Here is an 18249-nt window from a genome sequence, read left to right as displayed (position 1 = left end):
AAGTTCCAGAAAAAGCTTAAATTAACACTCACTCCTGCTTTCTTAAGTGCAATATAGCAGTATTCTGCTCCTGCCTTTAAAAAATCATCAAAAGAACGAATTCCAATTTTATTCAGAAGGCGTTCGTGCCTAACAGACAAGTTTACTCGACCTCGAATTAAATCAACTTTTGCCATTTCTTTCTGATTTCTATCTTCTTCTATTTGCTCAATTGACCATAGAACAACGGATTTATATAAATCTTTATTCTCTCTAATCTTATCAGGAAGAAGATAAAAATTTATGCCACAAGAAACTGGCTTTTCAGAATGTTCCATATAAGGTATCGCCCCTTGGCTTTCCAAATATTGTGCTAATTTCCCAACAGCCCTTAGATAAAAATAGTTATCTTGGAATAAACCAAACATTGATTTTTCTTGGAAAATTCCATAACTATTAAAAACGCCTTTTGCTGAGACATCTCCAATAAGTTCACTTAGTTCTTTTCTAATTTCAAACGTTAGAGTGTTAGTAATACTCATCATTGCTCTCCTCCATTTAGCTTACTCATTTAGAAGTGCTTAAAGTTATATCACATAAAATCACTCTTTTTACTTAATATTTTCAAGCAATTATAATTTTTGCGACAGCGATCGTAAATCTACAATGTCATTCCCCTATTAGGGCTTAAAACACGATAAAATAGTTCTCTTTTTCACTATTTAACCAAACAATCCTTTTTACCTAATTTTAGGTATACATTTCAAGTTTTATAGAAAGTTTACATATTTGAGTCGATTGCAGTATAAAGCTTTGTATTATGAAATATTCTGTTATGTGGCAGCTAAGAGCACCAATACTGATACGCTACACTCTATAATTAGAAGAAAAATTATACTAATGAAGTTAAGAATTTCGCTAATCAAGAAAAATGAGCAACTTAGAAAATGTAACAGAATTGATAAGAAATCTAGGACAACCTTAATAAAACCCAATAAAAAAACTGTATCCGAAATTAAATCGCATACAGTTTTTACTCTATAATTTAGATTCTAACCAATAAACATAAGATTGCTGTTCAATCTTATTACTTCGCTGGATATTCCCACCAAATATCAAACAGTTGGCTGATTTCAATTTGTTGTAATCCATTGCTTTCTAACCAGTTTTTTACTAGCTCGCGGTGGCTTTCATCACATTTTCCGATTTCTTCTAAGCAGACTAAACCTTCCCAATGTAAATAACCGCTACCTTCATAAGCTAAGCCATTTGGGCGAATGACTTCGTTGATAAAACGATCTACAACTTCATCAATTTTATCAATCGGAGTATTTTCTGCGAATTGCCAGTTTACTAAAAAGCCTAATTCTTGGAATTCTGCAAGGTGCATTTTTTTGCGTTGTCTTCTGTTACGTTGAATAGCCATCGTTTTCTCCTCGTATTTCTAGGCTGATATTTATTCAGTTTTAATAAAATATAAATCCCATACGCCGTGTCCCAAGCGATGACCTCGCTGTTCAAACTTGGTCAATGGGCGGCTTTCAGGGCGTGGAATATAGTCCTTTGTGGCGGAAGTATTGCGTAACTGTGGATTATTTTGCAATACGTCTAACATTTGTTCCGCATAGTTTTCCCAGTCTGTTGCCATATGAATAAAGCCTTGGTTAGCGAGCTTTTGGCAGACAGTTTGCACAAAATGCGGCTGTACAATGCGGCGTTTATGATGCTTCGCTTTATGCCAAGGATCGGGGAAAAAAAGTTGTAAGCCAGCAAGGCTGCCATCGGCAATGCAATCGCGTAAAATTTCTGTGGCATCGTGGCAAATAACGCGTAGATTTTTTACTTTCTTTTCCACAGCATAAGCAATGCACGCACCCACACCGGGGGTATGCACCTCAATTCCTAGATAATTTTTATCTGGATTTTGCTCCGCCATTTCCACTAGGGATTTCCCCATTCCAAAACCGATTTCTAAAATAACGGGCTTGTCGTTGCCATAAATCTTTTTAAAATCAAAAGGTTCTGTTTGATGTGATAAGCCATAAATCGGCCAATATTCATTCATCATATTACGTTGAAAATCGCTTAATCGCCCTGTACGCAACACGAAACTACGCACTTTACGTTTGTAGCGTCCGTCAGCGGTAAATTCAGCGGTTTCAACGGTTTTGCGTTTTTGATCCGCAAAGCTAGTTTGTTGTTCTGTCATTGAAAATCTACTACTCAATATCGTTTATAAAATGAGCTATGCCATTTTTTAAAGGGCTATTCTATGTTTTAGGGCAAGATCGCGCAAGAAAAAAGTGCGGTAAAAAAATGGGAAAATTTCGATCAAAAATAATAAGAAATAAGGGCTTAAAAATGCCCTCTTTACATTTATTCGCTTACGACAATTCGAGCGTTAATTGGTTGTACAGGGCGATTATTATTCCCTAATGTATGTGATAATGATCGAATCTGCTCACTGCTTGCACTGATAGGTTGCTGTAAAACCACCCAATTTACCCCTTCGCTACAAGGCGGCGTGGTGAGCGAACCATTAAGACGATAATGCCCTTTACTTCGCGGCAGCAATTTTGTGATGTCTAATGGCTGTGCCAGTGCCATTTTTTCATTAACATTCAAAGGGTTATGCAGTAATTCTTCTAGCACAGAATTTGCTTTTCCTTCTTTCACCATTACCGCCAGCACAGCAAGCTCACCGGTTTCAGATTTATGTACAAAATGGATTTCTACTGGGAAATGCTTACCTTGGAATTGATGTTCACTTAGTGTATGGAAATGAAATTGCTGTAACGTAAAAGTTTTGTCATCAATCTTTAATTGATTATTTGCTGATTGTAGAGAGGCTTGTAAAGTATGTCCATTATTGACTAAGCTAACGTTGCTCGGCTGATATTGATATTCTACGCTGTTATGCGAGGTTACGGCTTTGGTCAAATTAACCGGCGATTGATTTTTGCCCTGTTCACATAATTGGTAGTCTGCACTTAATTGCCCCAATGTTGCGGAGCTCCCTCTCCACTATATCCCCAATAGGAATGGGGGCTTGCTTCGTGTGGAGTGTGAACACAACCTGCTAACAACACAGTTAAAAAGCTTGGAAATATGAATTTTTTCATTTTTTTACCTCAATTTTGATGAATATAAAACCATTTCGATTATACGCTTGATCGATTGTTAAACGCTGATCTATGTCATTTTTAGTTCGTCAAAATGGATAAAAACAATCAAAAGAAGTAAGTGCGGTGCTTTTTTCACAAATTTTAGATAAAAAAATTGGGCAGCTTTTGCCGCCCAACAACTTTATTTAGTATTTAATTTGTTGCTTCACAAATTCCACTAACTGATCTTTGTTGATCATCTGTTTTTCACCTGTTCGGCGATTTTTATATTCAATTTCGCCATTTTGTAGGTTTTTCTCACCGATGACTAACATATGCGGCACACCAATGAGTTCCATATCCGCAAACATTACCCCTGGGCGCTCTTTACGATCATCAAAAATCACTTCAATCCCTTCAGCGCTTAAAGTGCGGTATAAATTTTCGGCAAATTCTTGCACGCTTTCAGATTTGTGCATATTCATCGGCACGATTGCTACAGTAAATGGCGCAATGGCATCGGTTGGCCAGATAATTCCACGTTCATCGTGGCTTTGTTCAATCGCTGCGGCAACCACACGGCTCACACCAATACCGTAACAGCCCATAATCATTGTTTGTGGGCGGCCATCTTCGCCTTGTACGGTGGCTTTCATCGCTTCAGAATATTTTGTGCCAAGTTGGAAAATATGTCCTACTTCAATACCACGTTTGATTAACAATGAACCTTTGCCATCAGGGCTTAGATCACCTTCTACTACGTTGCGTAAATCTGCCACTTCTGGCATTGGCACATCACGTTCCCAGTTGATATTGAAATAATGTTTACCATCAATGTTTGCGCCCGCTGAAAAATCGCTCATTAATGCTACGCTACGATCAATAATGGCTGGGATCGGCAAATTAACAGGGCCAAGAGAGCCAACGCCTGCGCCAATTTTTGCTTTAATTTCCGCTTCATCAGCAAATTCAAGCGGTTCAGCCACTTGCGCTAATTTTTGCGCTTTGATTTCATTCAAATTATGATCACCACGAATAATTAATGCAATTAATGGTTGTTCTTCATTTGCGCCTTTTACAATCAAGGTTTTCACAGTTTTTTCTACTGGCACATTGAATTGTTCCACCAATTCGTTAATGGTTTTGGCATTTGGCGTATCCACTAATTCCATTGGCTGAGTTGGCGTGCCACGTTCGCCTTGTGCCACTGCTTCGGCAAGTTCAATATTCGCTGCAAAATCAGATTCTGTGGAAAACACAATATCATCTTCACCACTTTGTGCTAACACTTGGAATTCGTGTGAAGCACTGCCACCGATAGAACCGGTATCCGCCTGCACTGCACGGAAATCTAAACCTAGACGGGTGAAAATATTGCTGTAGGTTTGGTACATTATGTCATAGGTTTCTTGCAAGCTTTCTTTTGTGGTGTGGAAAGAATAAGCATCTTTCATTAAAAATTCACGACCACGCATTACCCCAAAACGTGGACGCACTTCGTCACGGAATTTGGTTTGAATTTGGTATAAATTCAGTGGAAGTTGCTTATAAGAACTCACTTCACGGCGAACTAAATCGGTGATCACTTCTTCGTGTGTTGGGCCAAGCACAAAATCACGTTGTCCACGATCTTGGAAACGTAATAATTCTGGGCCATATTGCTCCCAGCGTTGCGATTCTTGCCATAATTCAGCAGGTTGAACAACGGGCATTTCTACTTCGATCGCACCGCTTTTATTCATTTCTTCACGCACAATATTTTCTACTTTTTTAAGTACGCGTAAGCCTGTTGGCAACCAGTTATAAAGTCCTGACGCTAAAGGACGCACCATTCCAGCACGCAACATTAATTGATGGCTCACCACCTGTGCATCATTCGGGGTTTCTTTTAAAGTAGCAAATAAATATCGACTCGCTCGCATTGTTGTTTCCTATATTAATTATTTAAGACAAAAATTGGCATTAGTTTATCATTGAGTAGGGTTCACTCAAAGAAGAAAGGGCTATTTGTGTCAATATTTTGTGGAAAGCATAGATAAAGAAAGGGCAGTAAATGCTGTGCCTTAGTAAAACTCGTTTTCACCCGAACCGACTAAATCGGCAAATTCTTCACTTTGAAAGCCGTGTGAAAGCATATAGCGCCAGATTTTTTGTTTCATTTTGAAATCTTGCTCTTGTGCATAATTGGGGAATTTCTTGCGTAACACGGAATGCGCAATCTCAAACCAATCAATGTCCATTTCCGCTAATACGTCTTCCGCGATCTCTGAAGAAATGCCTTTAAGTTGAAAAAGCTCTTGTTTAATTCGATTAAGACCATAGCCTTTTTGTGATCGGTAATGTAAATAATTTTCTGCAAAACGGCGATCACTTTGCCAGTTTTTTTCCTGACAAATCGCTAAAGCCTGTTCAATTTCTGCTTCTGTGAAGGCTTTTTCTTGCATTTTGCAACGCAATTCATATTCACTATATTCGCGGCGGGAGAGCAAATTCACCACATAATTTAATGCCAATGATGCCATTTTTTCTCACTGATTCCTAAATTGCTGTTAGAAAAAGTGCGGTCAAAAATTACCGCACTTTTTTGAAGATGATTTAATCAAAGGGATTAAAATTCAGAATCCATTTCTGCAATGTCTTCATTTTGATCCGCTTCAATATCGGCAATGAGAGATTTGTCTGGATTTGCTAAAAGCTCTTCGCGTAATTTATTTTCTAATTCTTCGGCTTGTTCAGGGTGTTCAGCTAACCATTTCATTGCATTGGCTTTGCCTTGACCTATTTTTTCACCGTTATAAGAGAACCACGCGCCTGATTTATCAACTAGTTTATGTTTTACACCCAATTCAATTAATTCACCATTGCGTGAAATGCCTTCACCGTAAAGAATTTGGAAATCAACTTGACGGAATGGTGGGGCAACTTTGTTTTTCACCACTTTCACACGAGTTTCATTACCAATGATTTCGTCGCCGTTTTTCACTGCACCTACACGGCGAATATCTAAACGCACTGAAGAATAGAATTTCAATGCGTTACCGCCAGTGGTGGTCTCTGGGTTACCAAACATCACACCAATTTTCATACGAATTTGGTTGATGAAAATCACCAAGCAGTTTGAGTTTTTGATTTGTCCAGTGAGCTTGCGCAAGGCTTGCGACATTAAACGCGCTTGTAAACCAACGTGTGCATCACCCATATCCCCTTCAATTTCTGCTTTTGGCGTAAGGGCGGCTACAGAGTCCACAATCACCACGTCAATCGCGCCAGAACGAACTAAGGCATCACAAATTTCTAATGCTTCTTCACCGTTGTCAGGCTGAGAAACAAGCAATTCTTTGACATCAACACCAAGTTTTGCCGCATAAATTGGATCTAAGGCGTGTTCTGCATCAATAAAGGCACAGGTTTTGCCTAATTTTTGTGCTTGTGCAATAACAGAAAGGGTTAATGTGGTTTTCCCTGAAGATTCTGGCCCGTAAATTTCTACGATACGTCCCATTGGCAAACCACCGATACCCAAGGCAATGTCTAACCCCAGTGAACCTGTGGAAATAGATTCAATGTCCAAATCTTGGGTTTCCCCCAATTTCATAATTGAACCTTTACCAAATTGTTTTTCAATTTGACCTAACGCCGCAGCAAGAGCTTTTTGTTTTTCTTCTTGAGTGGTAATTTGTGGTTTCTCACTTTTTTTTGCTTTATCTTCTTTAGCCATTTTGCTTGTCCTTATAAATTCATCATCAAAACTGCTGCATAATATAGCTGTATTGATATACAGTATCAAGTAAAATTTTGATCTTTTTTCTATTTTGTGAACTGTGTTCCAAATAATATCCTACCGAAAAGCTAGCAACTGTCTCTGTCCTTATAGCCCTTTGTAAAGTGCAGAATTGAAGAATCATTTTGTTTGAAGTCGTTTCTCTTCATTAATTTTTATTTTGTGATCTACTTCAAATAATCTATCTTATCTTGTTTCAATTTCTTTTTTATTTTGCGAATATATTAAAATAGCGTTTCATTAATTTACTTCAATTGGAGATACTTATTATGAAAATAGTAAAACCGGTTTTATTAGCATCATCACTTTCTTTTGTTGCCTTTCAAGCTCAAGCAGCCAATGTTAATGCTTTCCTTAGCTGGGAAGATGTAAGATATAACGATGTTTATGATGATAATGGCATAAATACTGGGAAAGGGCGAAATTACCACGGTTACCGTTTAGGTATGTCCGTTTCTCCAGATAATTCTAATTGGACGTTTAACTTAGGCTTCCGTCAAAATCGAAGCAAAGGCTATACTCAGTCAGTTAAAGATAAAAATCCTGCAGCTAACGGTGCGCAAATGCAACAAGTTGCTGGTAAACGTGATTATCAACGTTTAGATTTTGGGGTAAGTTATCGTTATCGTTTTAATAATGGTTGGGTGCAACCTTCTTTTAATATTCGTCAAGATAAAACGCTAAGTGCAGCAGGGGCAAATCATACAACCGACTATTACAACATGGATCTTTACTATAACTATAATATTACAGATCGCTTAGTATGGAATGGTCGTTTTAAACCTGAAGTTGTGAAATATGAAAATAATCGGCAATACATTGGTTCAAATAATTCTGCTGATGTTGCAAAACATACCAGAAAAACCCAATTTGGTTGGGAGATTGAACAAGGCTTACGTTATTTAGTTTCGCCAAACTTCAATTTTGAAATTGCGTATAACGATGTACGCAAACGTCAAGATGATGATAAACCCGTTTGGGATAACACGACTAATACAGAAAGCAATCCTCAGTTGCGTATCTATATGACGTATAAAACGCCTTTTGGATTAACCTTCTCACCTTATATTCGTAAATCTATTTTCGGCAAAATTAAAGTGAAAGATGAATGTAATTTAGATAAAGGTAAATGTACAGGTCTTTTCACTGAAAAACGTGATCTAACTCGTTATGCGTTACGCGCTCAGTATCAAATCAATAATAATGTGACACTAATGGCGGAATACTATCGTGAAAACGTGAAATTCTTGAACATAGATAAAGAAACATCAAAACAAAATTATCTACGTTTAGGAATGAGATTTACCTTTTAATTAGGGAAACCATAGGAGAATAATGATGAAAAATTTGAAATTATTACCGCTCTCTGTTTTTGTTGGAATGGCGTTATATAGCGCAAGCTTTGCGGCTCAGGCTGCGTGTTTGGATACAACAAAGTCGTATGAGAATAAGTTATTTGATCAGGGAAAGAAAGCAAATATTGTTATTCTTTCGCAGGGAGATTGTATTAATGTTTCATCAGGTAATGCTGTTGAAATCACAAAAAATAATTCTAAACAAAATCAGGGAAGTATTTTTGTAAAAAATGATTTAACGGCTTCCTCTGGAGTTGCTTTATTATTGGATGATACAACTAATCTCAGCTCAGCTTTATTTATTGGTGCTAAAGATGGTGGGTTGAAACCTGCTTCATTAACGCCAGTTACGATATCCGGTAAAATAGGCTTGGAGTTTGATGGAGAATTTAATGGTTATGCTGGTTATGATATTAAGAATAACCACGGTATTTATTTATTAGAGGGGAGTAAGATAGTTGGTAGTGAAAATGCTATTAAAATTAAAAAAGAACAGAAAACTCTAGGTAGAAACCGACCATTATTTATTAAAGTTTCGGGAGGGAGCATTGATGGAAATATTGAGGTTAACCCCTATAAAAGTGTGACAGGCGCTCAACCGATTACAAGTCCTATCGAAAATAGATCCCAAAATTCAGAAAAACTTGGCGTTCGACTTTATGTGTACAAAGGCATAAAAGATGCAAATGCAGAAAGCCGTTTACGTTCGCATAGCATTACAGGCATTAATGAAATTGGTAACTTAGACGGTAATTTAGTGATCGTTTCTGATCAAAAAGGTGATAATTGGAACACCGCTGAATTCCTTTCTCTTGCAGATTCTAAACTTTCATTTGAAACCAATTTAGAAACTGCCAATGTCGCCCCATTGGTTACGGTTGCTAAAGCAGATGTGCGTAACAAAGAAGTGAAAGTGAAATTTACCGATTTGGCTGATGCTGATGTTCATAACAATGCAGTGGCATTAAGTGGTAGAGATAAACTCACCTTTACGCTATTTGCTGGTGAAATTGTTTCACTGGCTGAAAATGCAGTGAAATTGTTTGATAAAAATGGTAATTCATTAGAGATTGATGAGATATCAACAGCATTTAATAATCATCAATATATGACCCTTGTAAAAAATGGTAGTACGATAACATCTAAAGTTGAGGGTAATGCCTATAAAGTAACTTATACTTATGATGGAGCTTCTCGTCTGGATATTGTTGCGGATGTAGGTAATACGGCTAAAATTGATTCCACCGTACTTTCTGAAATTAATGCAGTGAACGGTTTGAAAAGTATCAACAATACTGGTGATTTAGAAATTTCCCTTGCCAACAGTGGAAAAATCGATTGGGGCAATCTGACTTTTAACTCAGGTGGAGCGGATAATACTTTAGTGCTTAATGTAGCGGGTGTTGATCAAAACACTTCAGCGAGTTTCTCTGAGTCTTTGCTTTCAGTGGCAAAAGCAAACATTGAAAATACCGCACTTACTTTAAAATTAGGTAATTACACCTATGATGAAAACACTTCAGGTTCTGTTTTACAGGGCTTTGATAAAGTGAAATTACTTGATTTAGCAGATGCTGAAAATTCAACAGTAGGATTAGCTACTATTAAAGTTTTAGATAAAGATGGACAATCACTGAGTGATCTTAAAGAGACTACTCTTGCAGAAAATATCGTATCTACCCATAAAAATGGGGCATTAACCTTATCTGCACAGGATTATTCATTAAATTATGAAGCCGAAATCTATGAGCTGACCTTGGATAATACGGCATCAGGTGGTGTACCACGTTTAACAAAAGATATTCAAGCTCAAATAGAGGGCAAAAACTATATTGCTGTGACCAATAAAGGGGATGCGGTGATTGATGTAGCAAATTCTGGCGTGGATTTAGGCAATGCTACCTTTAGTTCAGCAAATCCTGATAGTACATTAACTTTAGCAGTGGAAGATCAAGCAACGTCAAATCCATTGTTAAAAGCCGGCTCGGTAAATGTAGCAAATCAGAAATTATTAGTGCAATTTGCCGAAGGAGTAACCACTCAGGATATTACAGATAAAGATTATACTTTATTTAGTACTGGCAATGGTGTAACTGTTGGGGATAAAACAGAAATTGATCTGGTAGACAATCAAGGTAATTCTTTATTACAAAAAGAAGATAAGGTTTATACTGAGCCAGATAGCTGGCAAGTTTATAACCAAAAAGCAGGTGAGTTGCAAAAAGAGTCACAGGCTAATCAATACGTTGTTCGTTATAAAGCGGGGGCTGTTGAGTTCTTAAGAGACCCAAGCCGTAATGCATTTGTTTCATTATTGCCAGAAGATCAACAACCTTTTGTAAGTTACATCTTGGATGAGAAATTTAATGGTTCAGATAACGAAGCAGAGCAAATTATTCGTTCCGCTCGCACTAATGAACAAGCAAGACGCTTAGCAAACCAAATGATGCCTGACCTTAGCGCCTCAGACATTACTGCCGCTTGGGTGTGGGGTGAGCAAATGCGTAGCCATATTGAGCAACGCACCTTAGCTTATCGCCATCAGTTACCAAGCTATGAACGTGAAGATGGCTGGAATTTATGGGCAACCACTTCACTTGGACGCGGTAAAGACAGCGGTGAGTATAAATTGAATCGTTATGGGGTTCATTTTGGTATGGATCGTCAGATTAATGATGAAGCATTAATCGGTTTCTCTGCTGGCGTGAATCGTAGCTCACTTGCTTCTGAACGTTCTGATATTGATAAAAAAGTAACCCAATTTATCTTTATGCCTTATGTTGAGTGGAAAGGTGATCTTTATTTCGCTGAAGCAAACTTACTGGGAGGAACTTACTCTGTAGATAGCACTCGTCAAATTGGTAATACTACCGCAACGGGTGATTACTCAGGTTTCCAATTTGGTTATCAGCTCACTGGTGGTATTGATACTGAAGTTAAGGGCGTGGGATTACGTCCGTTCTTAAGCCTAAAACAACAATGGTTTAATAATGAGGGTTGGGAAGAAACGGGTTCGCCATTTGCTTTATCAGCAGACACGCAAAAATATAGCGCCCAACATATTGGTGGTGGTATTTCATTATGGAAACGCTTTGACCTTGCCATTGGTAAATTTGTACCAAGCCTAGATTTGCAATATTACAAACAAATGGGTGGTTCTGATGCAACAATGAGTTACCGCTTAGCAAGTGATAGTGCGACAACTGGTTATGATTTCAACGTGAACAATATCACGGGTAACCAATTCTCAACGAAGTTAAATGCACGTTTAGACATTACTGAAAACTTGAACATATCTGGTTCATTGTCATACAACAAATTCGGCAATTACAAAGAAACTGTGGTTGGTTTTGGTTTAAGCAATACATTCTAAGGAGTCGGGCAATGTCAGGTAAAATGAAAAAACTTAACGTTTCATTACTTGCCCTATCTGCCACTTTTATGGCAGGTAGTAGCTTGGCAAGTGAAACGCGTGATCCCAACAATATTATGCAGGCTAAGATTGAGCCTTTCGTAAATAGCGCGGTGCTTAAAGATTTTACCGTGAGTAAAGGCAGCGAGCTTTCCTTAACTGATCTTCGTTCTATTACAGGGAAAACCTCTTTAGAATGGAATTGGACTGCGGGCAGTAGCATTGTTTTTCATCGTGATTATTATGTTCCTAGTGATGCAGAATCCAGAGAAGCTTGGGGAAGAGGTTCTACACCATTATTTTCCTTTTTTATTTATAATGAAACGCCAATTGATGATTATTTGATCGTTGATTTGGGACAAGGGGTAACAGCTTATAATAATGGTGATGCAGGCTTGCGCGTTAAATTAGATTTTAAAGGTTGGCGTGCAGTGGGAGTATCATTAAATAATGATATGGAATACCGTGAAATGGCAGGCTCTCGCGTTTCTGGTGGAACGCAAGATGGAGGCGGTGATGGTCCTGCGCTTTCTATTTCTCGCGGAATTGGTAGCAAGATTGATTCTATTCGTTTTATGGCTCCAAGAGCGGTGAAAAAAGGACGATTTTTTATCGATCACATTATGTTGTCGGTCGATGATTTCCGTTATCAATGGTCAGATTATCACGTTAAAACACGCATTACTGAACCGGAAGTACGCTATAAATATAGCCCTTTACCAAAAGTTTCTGCCGCGCAATTACAGCAAGATCTAAATACGGTTGAAACGCGTTTTAAAGACTTCTTGCTTTATGAAGCCGATCCACGTTTTAAAGAAAACATTAACTTTAAAGACTTAAAACAAAAGTTTGATAGTTTTACTATTCGTAAGAGTGCAGATGGTGTGATTACTGGACGACACGTTCTTACCGGTAAGCAAAAAAATCGCTATCAAATGGGACATATGAAGCCAGAGGATAAAAAGCTTTTCGATGAATATATTGATTTAGCAGATTATTCTACCTTAATGTACAACATTAGCCGTGCTTACAATAAAACACGCAATAATGCGGAACGTCAGCAGCTGGCGAATATGTATATTCTCTTAACTGAGCATTTGATTGATCAAGGATTCTATAAAGGAAGTGGATTAATCACCACTCACCACTGGGGATACAGCTCACGTTGGTGGTATTTATCCGCATTTTTAATGCGTGATGTTTTGGCACAAGCAAATTTACAGAAAACCATCTATGATGCTTTATTATGGTATGCAAGAGAGTTTAAAGACAGTTTTGATATGGTATTAACGCCTGATAGCTCTAACTTGGACTATTATAATACACTTGCTCGTCAACATTTAGCCTTACTATTTTTAGAAACAGATGCAAAAGAACGTGGTCGTTTGGTTGCCTCTTTTGCAAATTATATTAGTGGTTCACTTTCTCAAAATGTACCAGGTTCAAAAGATGGCTTGCGTGCAGATGGTACGGCTTGGCGTCATAATGGACATTATCCAGGGTATGCTTTCCCAGCATTTCCAAATACGGCTGGATTAGCTTATTTATTCAGTGGTACAGCTTTTGCTGTAAAAGATGAGGCTTATCATAATCTGAAAAAAGCCCTCGTTTCAGCTTGGATTTATAGTAACCCAAATACAGGGATTAGCATTAGTGGACGTCACCCATTTGCCACCGAATCTCTAAATTCTATTGCAGACTCATACCGCTGGTTAGCATTAGCCAATAAAGGTAAGGTAGATACAGAATTAGCAGGTATTTACTTGACTCTTGCAGGTAAAACAGCGAAACAAAGTGCGGCAATATTTAAGCAAGAAATTGCACCTGCGAAATTGCCACAAGGTTTCTGGGCATTTAATGGTGGGGCATTTGGTATTCACCGTTTTAATGACAAAATGGTTACGTTGAAGACTTATAACAGCAATGTATGGTCATCAGAAATTTATTTTGAAGAAAACCGTTATGGACGTTATCAAAGTAATGGCTCTGCGCAAATTCTTTCGCATAAAAAACCAAGTGAACAAGGTTTTGTGGAAGCAGGGTGGGATTGGAACCGTTTACCAGGGATAACCGCGATCCACCTACCTTTTGATAAGCTTAATAGCCCAGTTACGCATACCTTAATGTTGCGAGGAGAAACGCCTTATAATGGAACATCTTCTTTACAACAGAAATACGGAATGATGGCATCGCTTTTATTGTCACCTTCTGGAATGACGAACTTTGATTCAAAATTTACTGCGAAGAAAACCGTTCTTGCTGCCGATGATCATTTAATTATGGTCGGTACAGATATTCGTAGCAGTAATAATAACAAAGACGTAGAAACCACGTTATTCCAGTTATCAAGTGATAGTAGTGGCAATGCATTACTTAACGGCAAAACAGTAAGTAGTTCAAGCCCATTAAGCTTTAAAACGGGAGATTGGCTCATTGATGGTGATGGCAATGGTTATTTAATCACGAATGCACCACAAGGCTATGTGGTAAAACAGAAACAAAAATCCATTCAAGGTGAGCCAGATAAGCGTTATGTTGGAATGGCGCGTAAAGAAACACAAGGTGTATTTAGTTCTGCGTGGTTAGATCACAGTCAACAAGGAAATAATGCAGGCTACGAATACTTAGTGATTCTTGATGCAACACCAAGCAAAATGCAAAATCTTGCATCGCAACTTAAGAGCGGTAATAAACCTTATGAGTTTTCTGCACAAAGTAATGCACATATCGTCAAAGATAGACTCTCACAGGTAAATGGTTATGCGTTCTATAAATCAGGCAATATTGAAGATGATTTAGTGAAATCAGCGAATATGCCAGCTATTGTGATGACTAAGCAAGATGGTGATGCACTCGTGGTAAGTGGCGTTACCACTAACTTAAATATCGTTAATGAAAAACGTCCAAAACCATTGGCAGTGAAAGTAACGCTTAATGGCGTTTGGAAAGTTAAACAAGCTAATCCTAAAGTAAAAGTGAAAGCTTCAGGTTCAACGACAGAACTGGTATTCAGCAGTTTCTTTGGTATTCCTGAAGAGATTTTATTATATAAATAAAAATACCCAGAAATAAATAATGGGGTTGTTCAATACCCCATTATTTTCGCCTAACTTGAGTTATATCAAGAATATTCTATACATCTCCCACCGCTTTCATTACAACCATCAATAGCTTTTTTATTAAATACAACCTAAAATAAATATAAATAACACCATATTTTTAGGGGCTGTAGTAGATTAGCAACAATGCTATACTACAAAAATGAAGATAACATATTGTAAATTAAAGAAATCTATACAGAAAAAACTGCTTGAGTTTTTTGTCGCAGAAGTTACTGCAAGAACGGCAGCAAATTTGCTAGATATTCAACCGAATACAGCCGCTTTGTTCTACCATAAAATCAGGCTTGTGATTGGCTATCATTTATCCCTTGAAGTTAACGAGATTTTTGAGGGGGAAATTGAACTAGACGAAAGCTATTTTGGTGGTCATCGAAAGGGAAAACGAGGACGAGGAGCGGCTGGAAAAGTTGCTGTTTTTGGGTGACTAAAACGACAAGGAAAGGTATTTACTGTTGTGGTTGAAAACACCAAGAGTGAAACATTACTCCCTGTTATTAAAAGAAAAATCAAGCCTGATAGCTGGGTTTATACGGACACTTATCGCAGTTATGATGCGCTTGATGTGAGTGAATTTCACCACGAACGAATCAATCATTCCGAGCTATTTGCGGTGAAACAAAATCATATTAATGGCATTGAAAATTTTTGGAATCAGGCGAAGCGGATACTGCGAAAATATAATGGAATTAACCGAAAAAAACTTTCCCTTATTCTTGAAGGAATGTGAATTTCGGTTTAACTTTGGGACACCAAAAGAGCAGTTAAAAATATTGCGAAAATGGTGTGAAATTTAGGGCTAATCTACTACAGCCCCTATTTTTAAGCTAAAATTATTTCCTAATGAAACACTATAAATCAAAAAAACTGTTTAGGTAGTACAATGAACTTAGACGATAAAAATAGCCAACACACCCCAATGATGCAGCAGTACCTTCGATTGAAAGCAGAAAATCCTGAGATTTTGCTGTTTTATCGAATGGGGGATTTTTATGAATTATTTTATGATGATGCAAAAAAAGCGGCGGCATTGTTGGATATTTCCTTGACCAAACGTGGGCAGTCGGCAGGGCAGCCTATTCCTATGGCGGGTGTGCCCTATCACGCGGTGGAGGGCTATTTAGCGAAATTAGTTCAGCTTGGCGAAAGTGTGGCGATTTGCGAGCAAGTGGGCGATCCTGCCACGGCAAAAGGGCCGGTGGAACGCCAAATTGTGCGCATTGTTACCCCCGGAACAATCAGTGATGAAGCCTTGTTGCCTGAACGTCAGGATAATTTGATTGCTGCGGTTTATCAGGAAAAAGACAAATTTGGCTTGGCAACTTTGGATATGGCATCGGGGCGTTTTCAGTTGAGTGAGCCTGCTAGCAAAGAGAGTTTGCAAGCGGAATTACAGCGCATTCAGCCTGTGGAATTACTTTATTGTGAAGATTTTGAAGATCGTTATTTAATTGAAAATGCAAAGGGATTACGCCGCCGTCCCATTTGGGAATTTGAATTAAAAACTGCCATTGAGCAGCTTAATCGTCAATTTGGTACGCAAGATTTACGCGCCTTTGGGGTAGAAAAATCCCCCCTTGGGCTTTGCGCTGCGGGATGTTTGTTACAATATGCCAAGGAAACTCAGCGCACCGCGTTGCCCCATATTCAAAGCATCAGTTTGGTACAAAATAATGAGAATATTCAATTAGATGCCGCCACAAGACGGAATTTAGAACTCACCCAAAATTTAACAGGTGGCACAGAGCATACCCTTGCTTCCGTGCTAGACAAATGTGTTACCCCAATGGGGAGTCGTTTGCTGAAACGTTGGATTCACCAACCGATTCGCGATCGTGAAAAATTAACCTTACGCCAACAAACCATCAGTCAAATTTTGCAACAGGATTTAGTGGCAGAATTTCAACCGCACTTGCAACAAGTGGGGGATATGGAACGGATTTTAGCGCGCGTGGCATTGCGTTCAGCGCGTCCACGGGATCTCACCCGTTTACGCACCGCGCTCGCGCAAATTCCTGCGATTCAAGATTATCTTAATCAACAACATTGTCCGCAATTTGCTGCATTTTCTCAACAAATTGCCGATTTTTCAGCGCAATTAGATCTATTAGAACGCGCGATTATTGAAAATCCGCCTTTATTGATTCGTGATGGCGGCGTGATTGCGGAAGGCTTTAACGCCGAGCTTGATGAATGGCGTTCGCTGTCTGATGGCGCAACCCGTTATTTGGAGGATTTGGAACAACGGGAGCGACAAAGCACCGGCATTGACACCCTAAAAATTGGTTTTAATGCGGTACACGGCTATTATATTCAAATTCCCCAAGGGCAAGTACATAAAGCGCCTATTCACTATGTTCGTCGTCAAACGCTCAAAAATGCGGAACGTTACATTATTCCTGAATTAAAAACCTATGAAGATAAAGTGCTGAAAGCCAAAGGCGCGGCGCTTACGCTGGAAAAGCAACTTTATGAAGAAATTTTCGATGAATTATTACCGCACTTAGGTGCATTACAGCTGGCAAGCCTTGCTTTGGCAGAATTAGATGTGCTAACCAACTTAGCGGAACGGGCAGAAACCCTGAACTATGTTGCGCCAACCTTTAGCGATGAAATTGGCGTGGATATTCAAAATGGTCGCCACCCTGTGGTGGAACAAGTGTCCAAAAATCCGTTTATTGCCAACCCAGTCAAACTGAGTGCAGATCGTCATTTATTGATCATAACTGGCCCGAATATGGGGGGAAAAAGCACCTATATGCGTCAAACTGCATTGATCACGCTAATGGCCTATATGGGATCTTTTGTGCCAGCAGAAAGAGCTATGCTCGGCCCGATCGATCGCATTTTCACGCGTATTGGCGCATCAGATGATCTGGCTTCAGGGCGCTCAACCTTTATGGTCGAAATGACGGAAATGGCGAATATTTTGCATCAAGCCAGCGCAAACAGCTTAGTGCTTATTGATGAAATTGGGCGCGGCACGTCCACCTATGACGGACTTTCCCTTGCTTGGGCTTGTGCAGAATGGCTTGCGCAAAAAGTACGATCGCTGACCTTATTTGCTACGCATTATTTTGAGCTGACCGTTTTGCCTGAGCAGTTAAAAGGCATTGCCAACGTGCATTTAGATGCGGTGGAGCATAACGACACCATCGCCTTTATGCACGCGGTGCAAGAAGGCGCGGCAAGTAAAAGTTACGGTTTGGCGGTGGCGGCATTGGCAGGCGTTCCGCAATCGGTGATTAAACTCGCCAAACAAAAACTGGCGCAGTTAGAAAAATTCTCCCAACAAAACAATCAGTTAAATGTAGATGCAATGCAACAGCAAGGACAAGGAGAGCTGTTGTTAATGGAAGAAAATGAGCAGAAAGATGCGCTTTGGCAGATGATTGAAAACTTTGATCCTGATGAAATGAGCCCGAAACAAGCGCTTTCTTATTTATATCAATTAAAGAAAATGCAACGCGGATAGAAAAACCGCTCTTTTATAAAGAGC

At 38.9% G+C, this 18249-nt stretch carries 11 protein-coding genes and 1 pseudogene (1 of these 12 running past the window's edge); 5 read left to right on the top strand and 7 right to left on the bottom strand.

Annotated elements, in window-relative coordinates:
* From ELZ61_RS01965 to recA, 7 genes are all read right to left on the bottom strand, one after another.
* Nucleotides 1–524, bottom strand: partial view of a TfoX/Sxy family DNA transformation protein gene (locus ELZ61_RS01965; RefSeq protein WP_126371065.1) — the 5' portion only. The gene continues 127 nt to the left of window position 1, outside the view; only the first 524 of its 651 coding nucleotides appear in the window; the start codon lies at nt 522–524; the stop codon falls past the left edge of the window.
* Nucleotides 525–1066: 542 nt separating this feature from the next.
* On the bottom strand, nt 1067–1405 hold the full coding sequence (locus ELZ61_RS01960; RefSeq protein WP_103855688.1) for a YggL family protein: 339 nt from the start codon (nt 1403–1405) through the stop codon (nt 1067–1069).
* A 30-nt stretch (nt 1406–1435) separates the two neighbouring features.
* Nucleotides 1436–2188 carry a tRNA (guanosine(46)-N7)-methyltransferase TrmB gene (gene trmB / locus ELZ61_RS01955; protein WP_103855687.1) on the bottom strand — a complete coding sequence of 251 codons (753 nt, stop codon included), beginning with the start codon at nt 2186–2188 and terminating at the stop codon, nt 1436–1438.
* Nucleotides 2189–2355: 167 nt separating this feature from the next.
* Nucleotides 2356–2982 carry a carbonic anhydrase gene (locus ELZ61_RS01950; RefSeq protein ID WP_197717465.1) on the bottom strand — a complete coding sequence of 209 codons (627 nt, stop codon included), beginning with the start codon at nt 2980–2982 and terminating at the stop codon, nt 2356–2358.
* Between the two features lie 307 nt (nt 2983–3289).
* Nucleotides 3290–5005 carry a proline--tRNA ligase gene (gene proS / locus ELZ61_RS01945; RefSeq protein ID WP_126371063.1) on the bottom strand — a complete coding sequence of 572 codons (1716 nt, stop codon included), beginning with the start codon at nt 5003–5005 and terminating at the stop codon, nt 3290–3292.
* A gap of 141 nt (nt 5006–5146) precedes the next feature.
* Nucleotides 5147–5605: a recombination regulator RecX gene (gene recX / locus ELZ61_RS01940; RefSeq protein ID WP_126371061.1), complete on the bottom strand. Its 459-nt coding sequence runs from the start codon at nt 5603–5605 to the stop codon at nt 5147–5149.
* A gap of 86 nt (nt 5606–5691) precedes the next feature.
* Nucleotides 5692–6759 carry a recombinase RecA gene (gene recA, locus ELZ61_RS01935; RefSeq protein WP_126373540.1) on the bottom strand — a complete coding sequence of 356 codons (1068 nt, stop codon included), beginning with the start codon at nt 6757–6759 and terminating at the stop codon, nt 5692–5694.
* 374 nt (nt 6760–7133) lie between these two features.
* On the opposite strand from recA, the gene ELZ61_RS01930 reads away from it, so the two are divergent.
* The 5 genes and pseudogenes from ELZ61_RS01930 to mutS all read left to right on the top strand — a co-directional run bounded on the left by ELZ61_RS01930 (nt 7134) and on the right by mutS (nt 18225).
* Nucleotides 7134–8177, top strand: a complete 1044-nt coding sequence (locus ELZ61_RS01930; protein WP_126371059.1) for an outer membrane beta-barrel protein — start codon at nt 7134–7136, stop codon at nt 8175–8177.
* 22 nt (nt 8178–8199) lie between these two features.
* Nucleotides 8200–11592: an autotransporter outer membrane beta-barrel domain-containing protein gene (locus ELZ61_RS01925; RefSeq protein ID WP_126371057.1), complete on the top strand. Its 3393-nt coding sequence runs from the start codon at nt 8200–8202 to the stop codon at nt 11590–11592.
* A gap of 11 nt (nt 11593–11603) precedes the next feature.
* Complete coding sequence (locus tag ELZ61_RS01920; protein ID WP_126371055.1) at nt 11604–14687, top strand: chondroitinase family polysaccharide lyase; 3084 nt, start codon at nt 11604–11606, stop codon at nt 14685–14687.
* A 205-nt stretch (nt 14688–14892) separates the two neighbouring features.
* Nucleotides 14893–15547, top strand: a pseudogene (locus ELZ61_RS01915) (IS1595 family transposase).
* Nucleotides 15548–15633: 86 nt separating this feature from the next.
* Entirely contained in the window at nt 15634–18225 is a 2592-nt protein-coding gene (mutS, locus tag ELZ61_RS01910; RefSeq protein WP_126371053.1) for a DNA mismatch repair protein MutS, read from the top strand.
* Nucleotides 18226–18249 lie beyond the last annotated feature (24 nt).

This window comes from Avibacterium volantium, assembly GCF_900635775.1.
In the GTDB taxonomy this organism is placed as follows: Bacteria; Pseudomonadota; Gammaproteobacteria; order Enterobacterales; family Pasteurellaceae; genus Avibacterium; species Avibacterium volantium.
Note: the sequence above shows the minus strand (reverse complement) of the source record. Positions and strands in the feature narration are given on the sequence as shown.

Bases quoted from the DNA above. Each gene is read 5' to 3' on its own strand.
- ELZ61_RS01960 (WP_103855688.1), bottom strand. From the start codon at position 1,405: ATGGCTATTCAACGTAACAGAAGACAACGCAAAAAAATGCACCTTGCA.
- trmB (WP_103855687.1), bottom strand. From the start codon at position 2,188: ATGACAGAACAACAAACTAGCTTTGCGGATCAAAAACGCAAAACCGTT.
- proS (WP_126371063.1), bottom strand. From the start codon at position 5,005: ATGCGAGCGAGTCGATATTTATTTGCTACTTTAAAAGAAACCCCGAAT.
- recX (WP_126371061.1), bottom strand. From the start codon at position 5,605: ATGGCATCATTGGCATTAAATTATGTGGTGAATTTGCTCTCCCGCCGC.
- ELZ61_RS01930 (WP_126371059.1), top strand. From the start codon at position 7,134: ATGAAAATAGTAAAACCGGTTTTATTAGCATCATCACTTTCTTTTGTT.
- ELZ61_RS01925 (WP_126371057.1), top strand. From the start codon at position 8,200: ATGATGAAAAATTTGAAATTATTACCGCTCTCTGTTTTTGTTGGAATG.
- ELZ61_RS01920 (WP_126371055.1), top strand. From the start codon at position 11,604: ATGTCAGGTAAAATGAAAAAACTTAACGTTTCATTACTTGCCCTATCT.
- mutS (WP_126371053.1), top strand. From the start codon at position 15,634: ATGAACTTAGACGATAAAAATAGCCAACACACCCCAATGATGCAGCAG.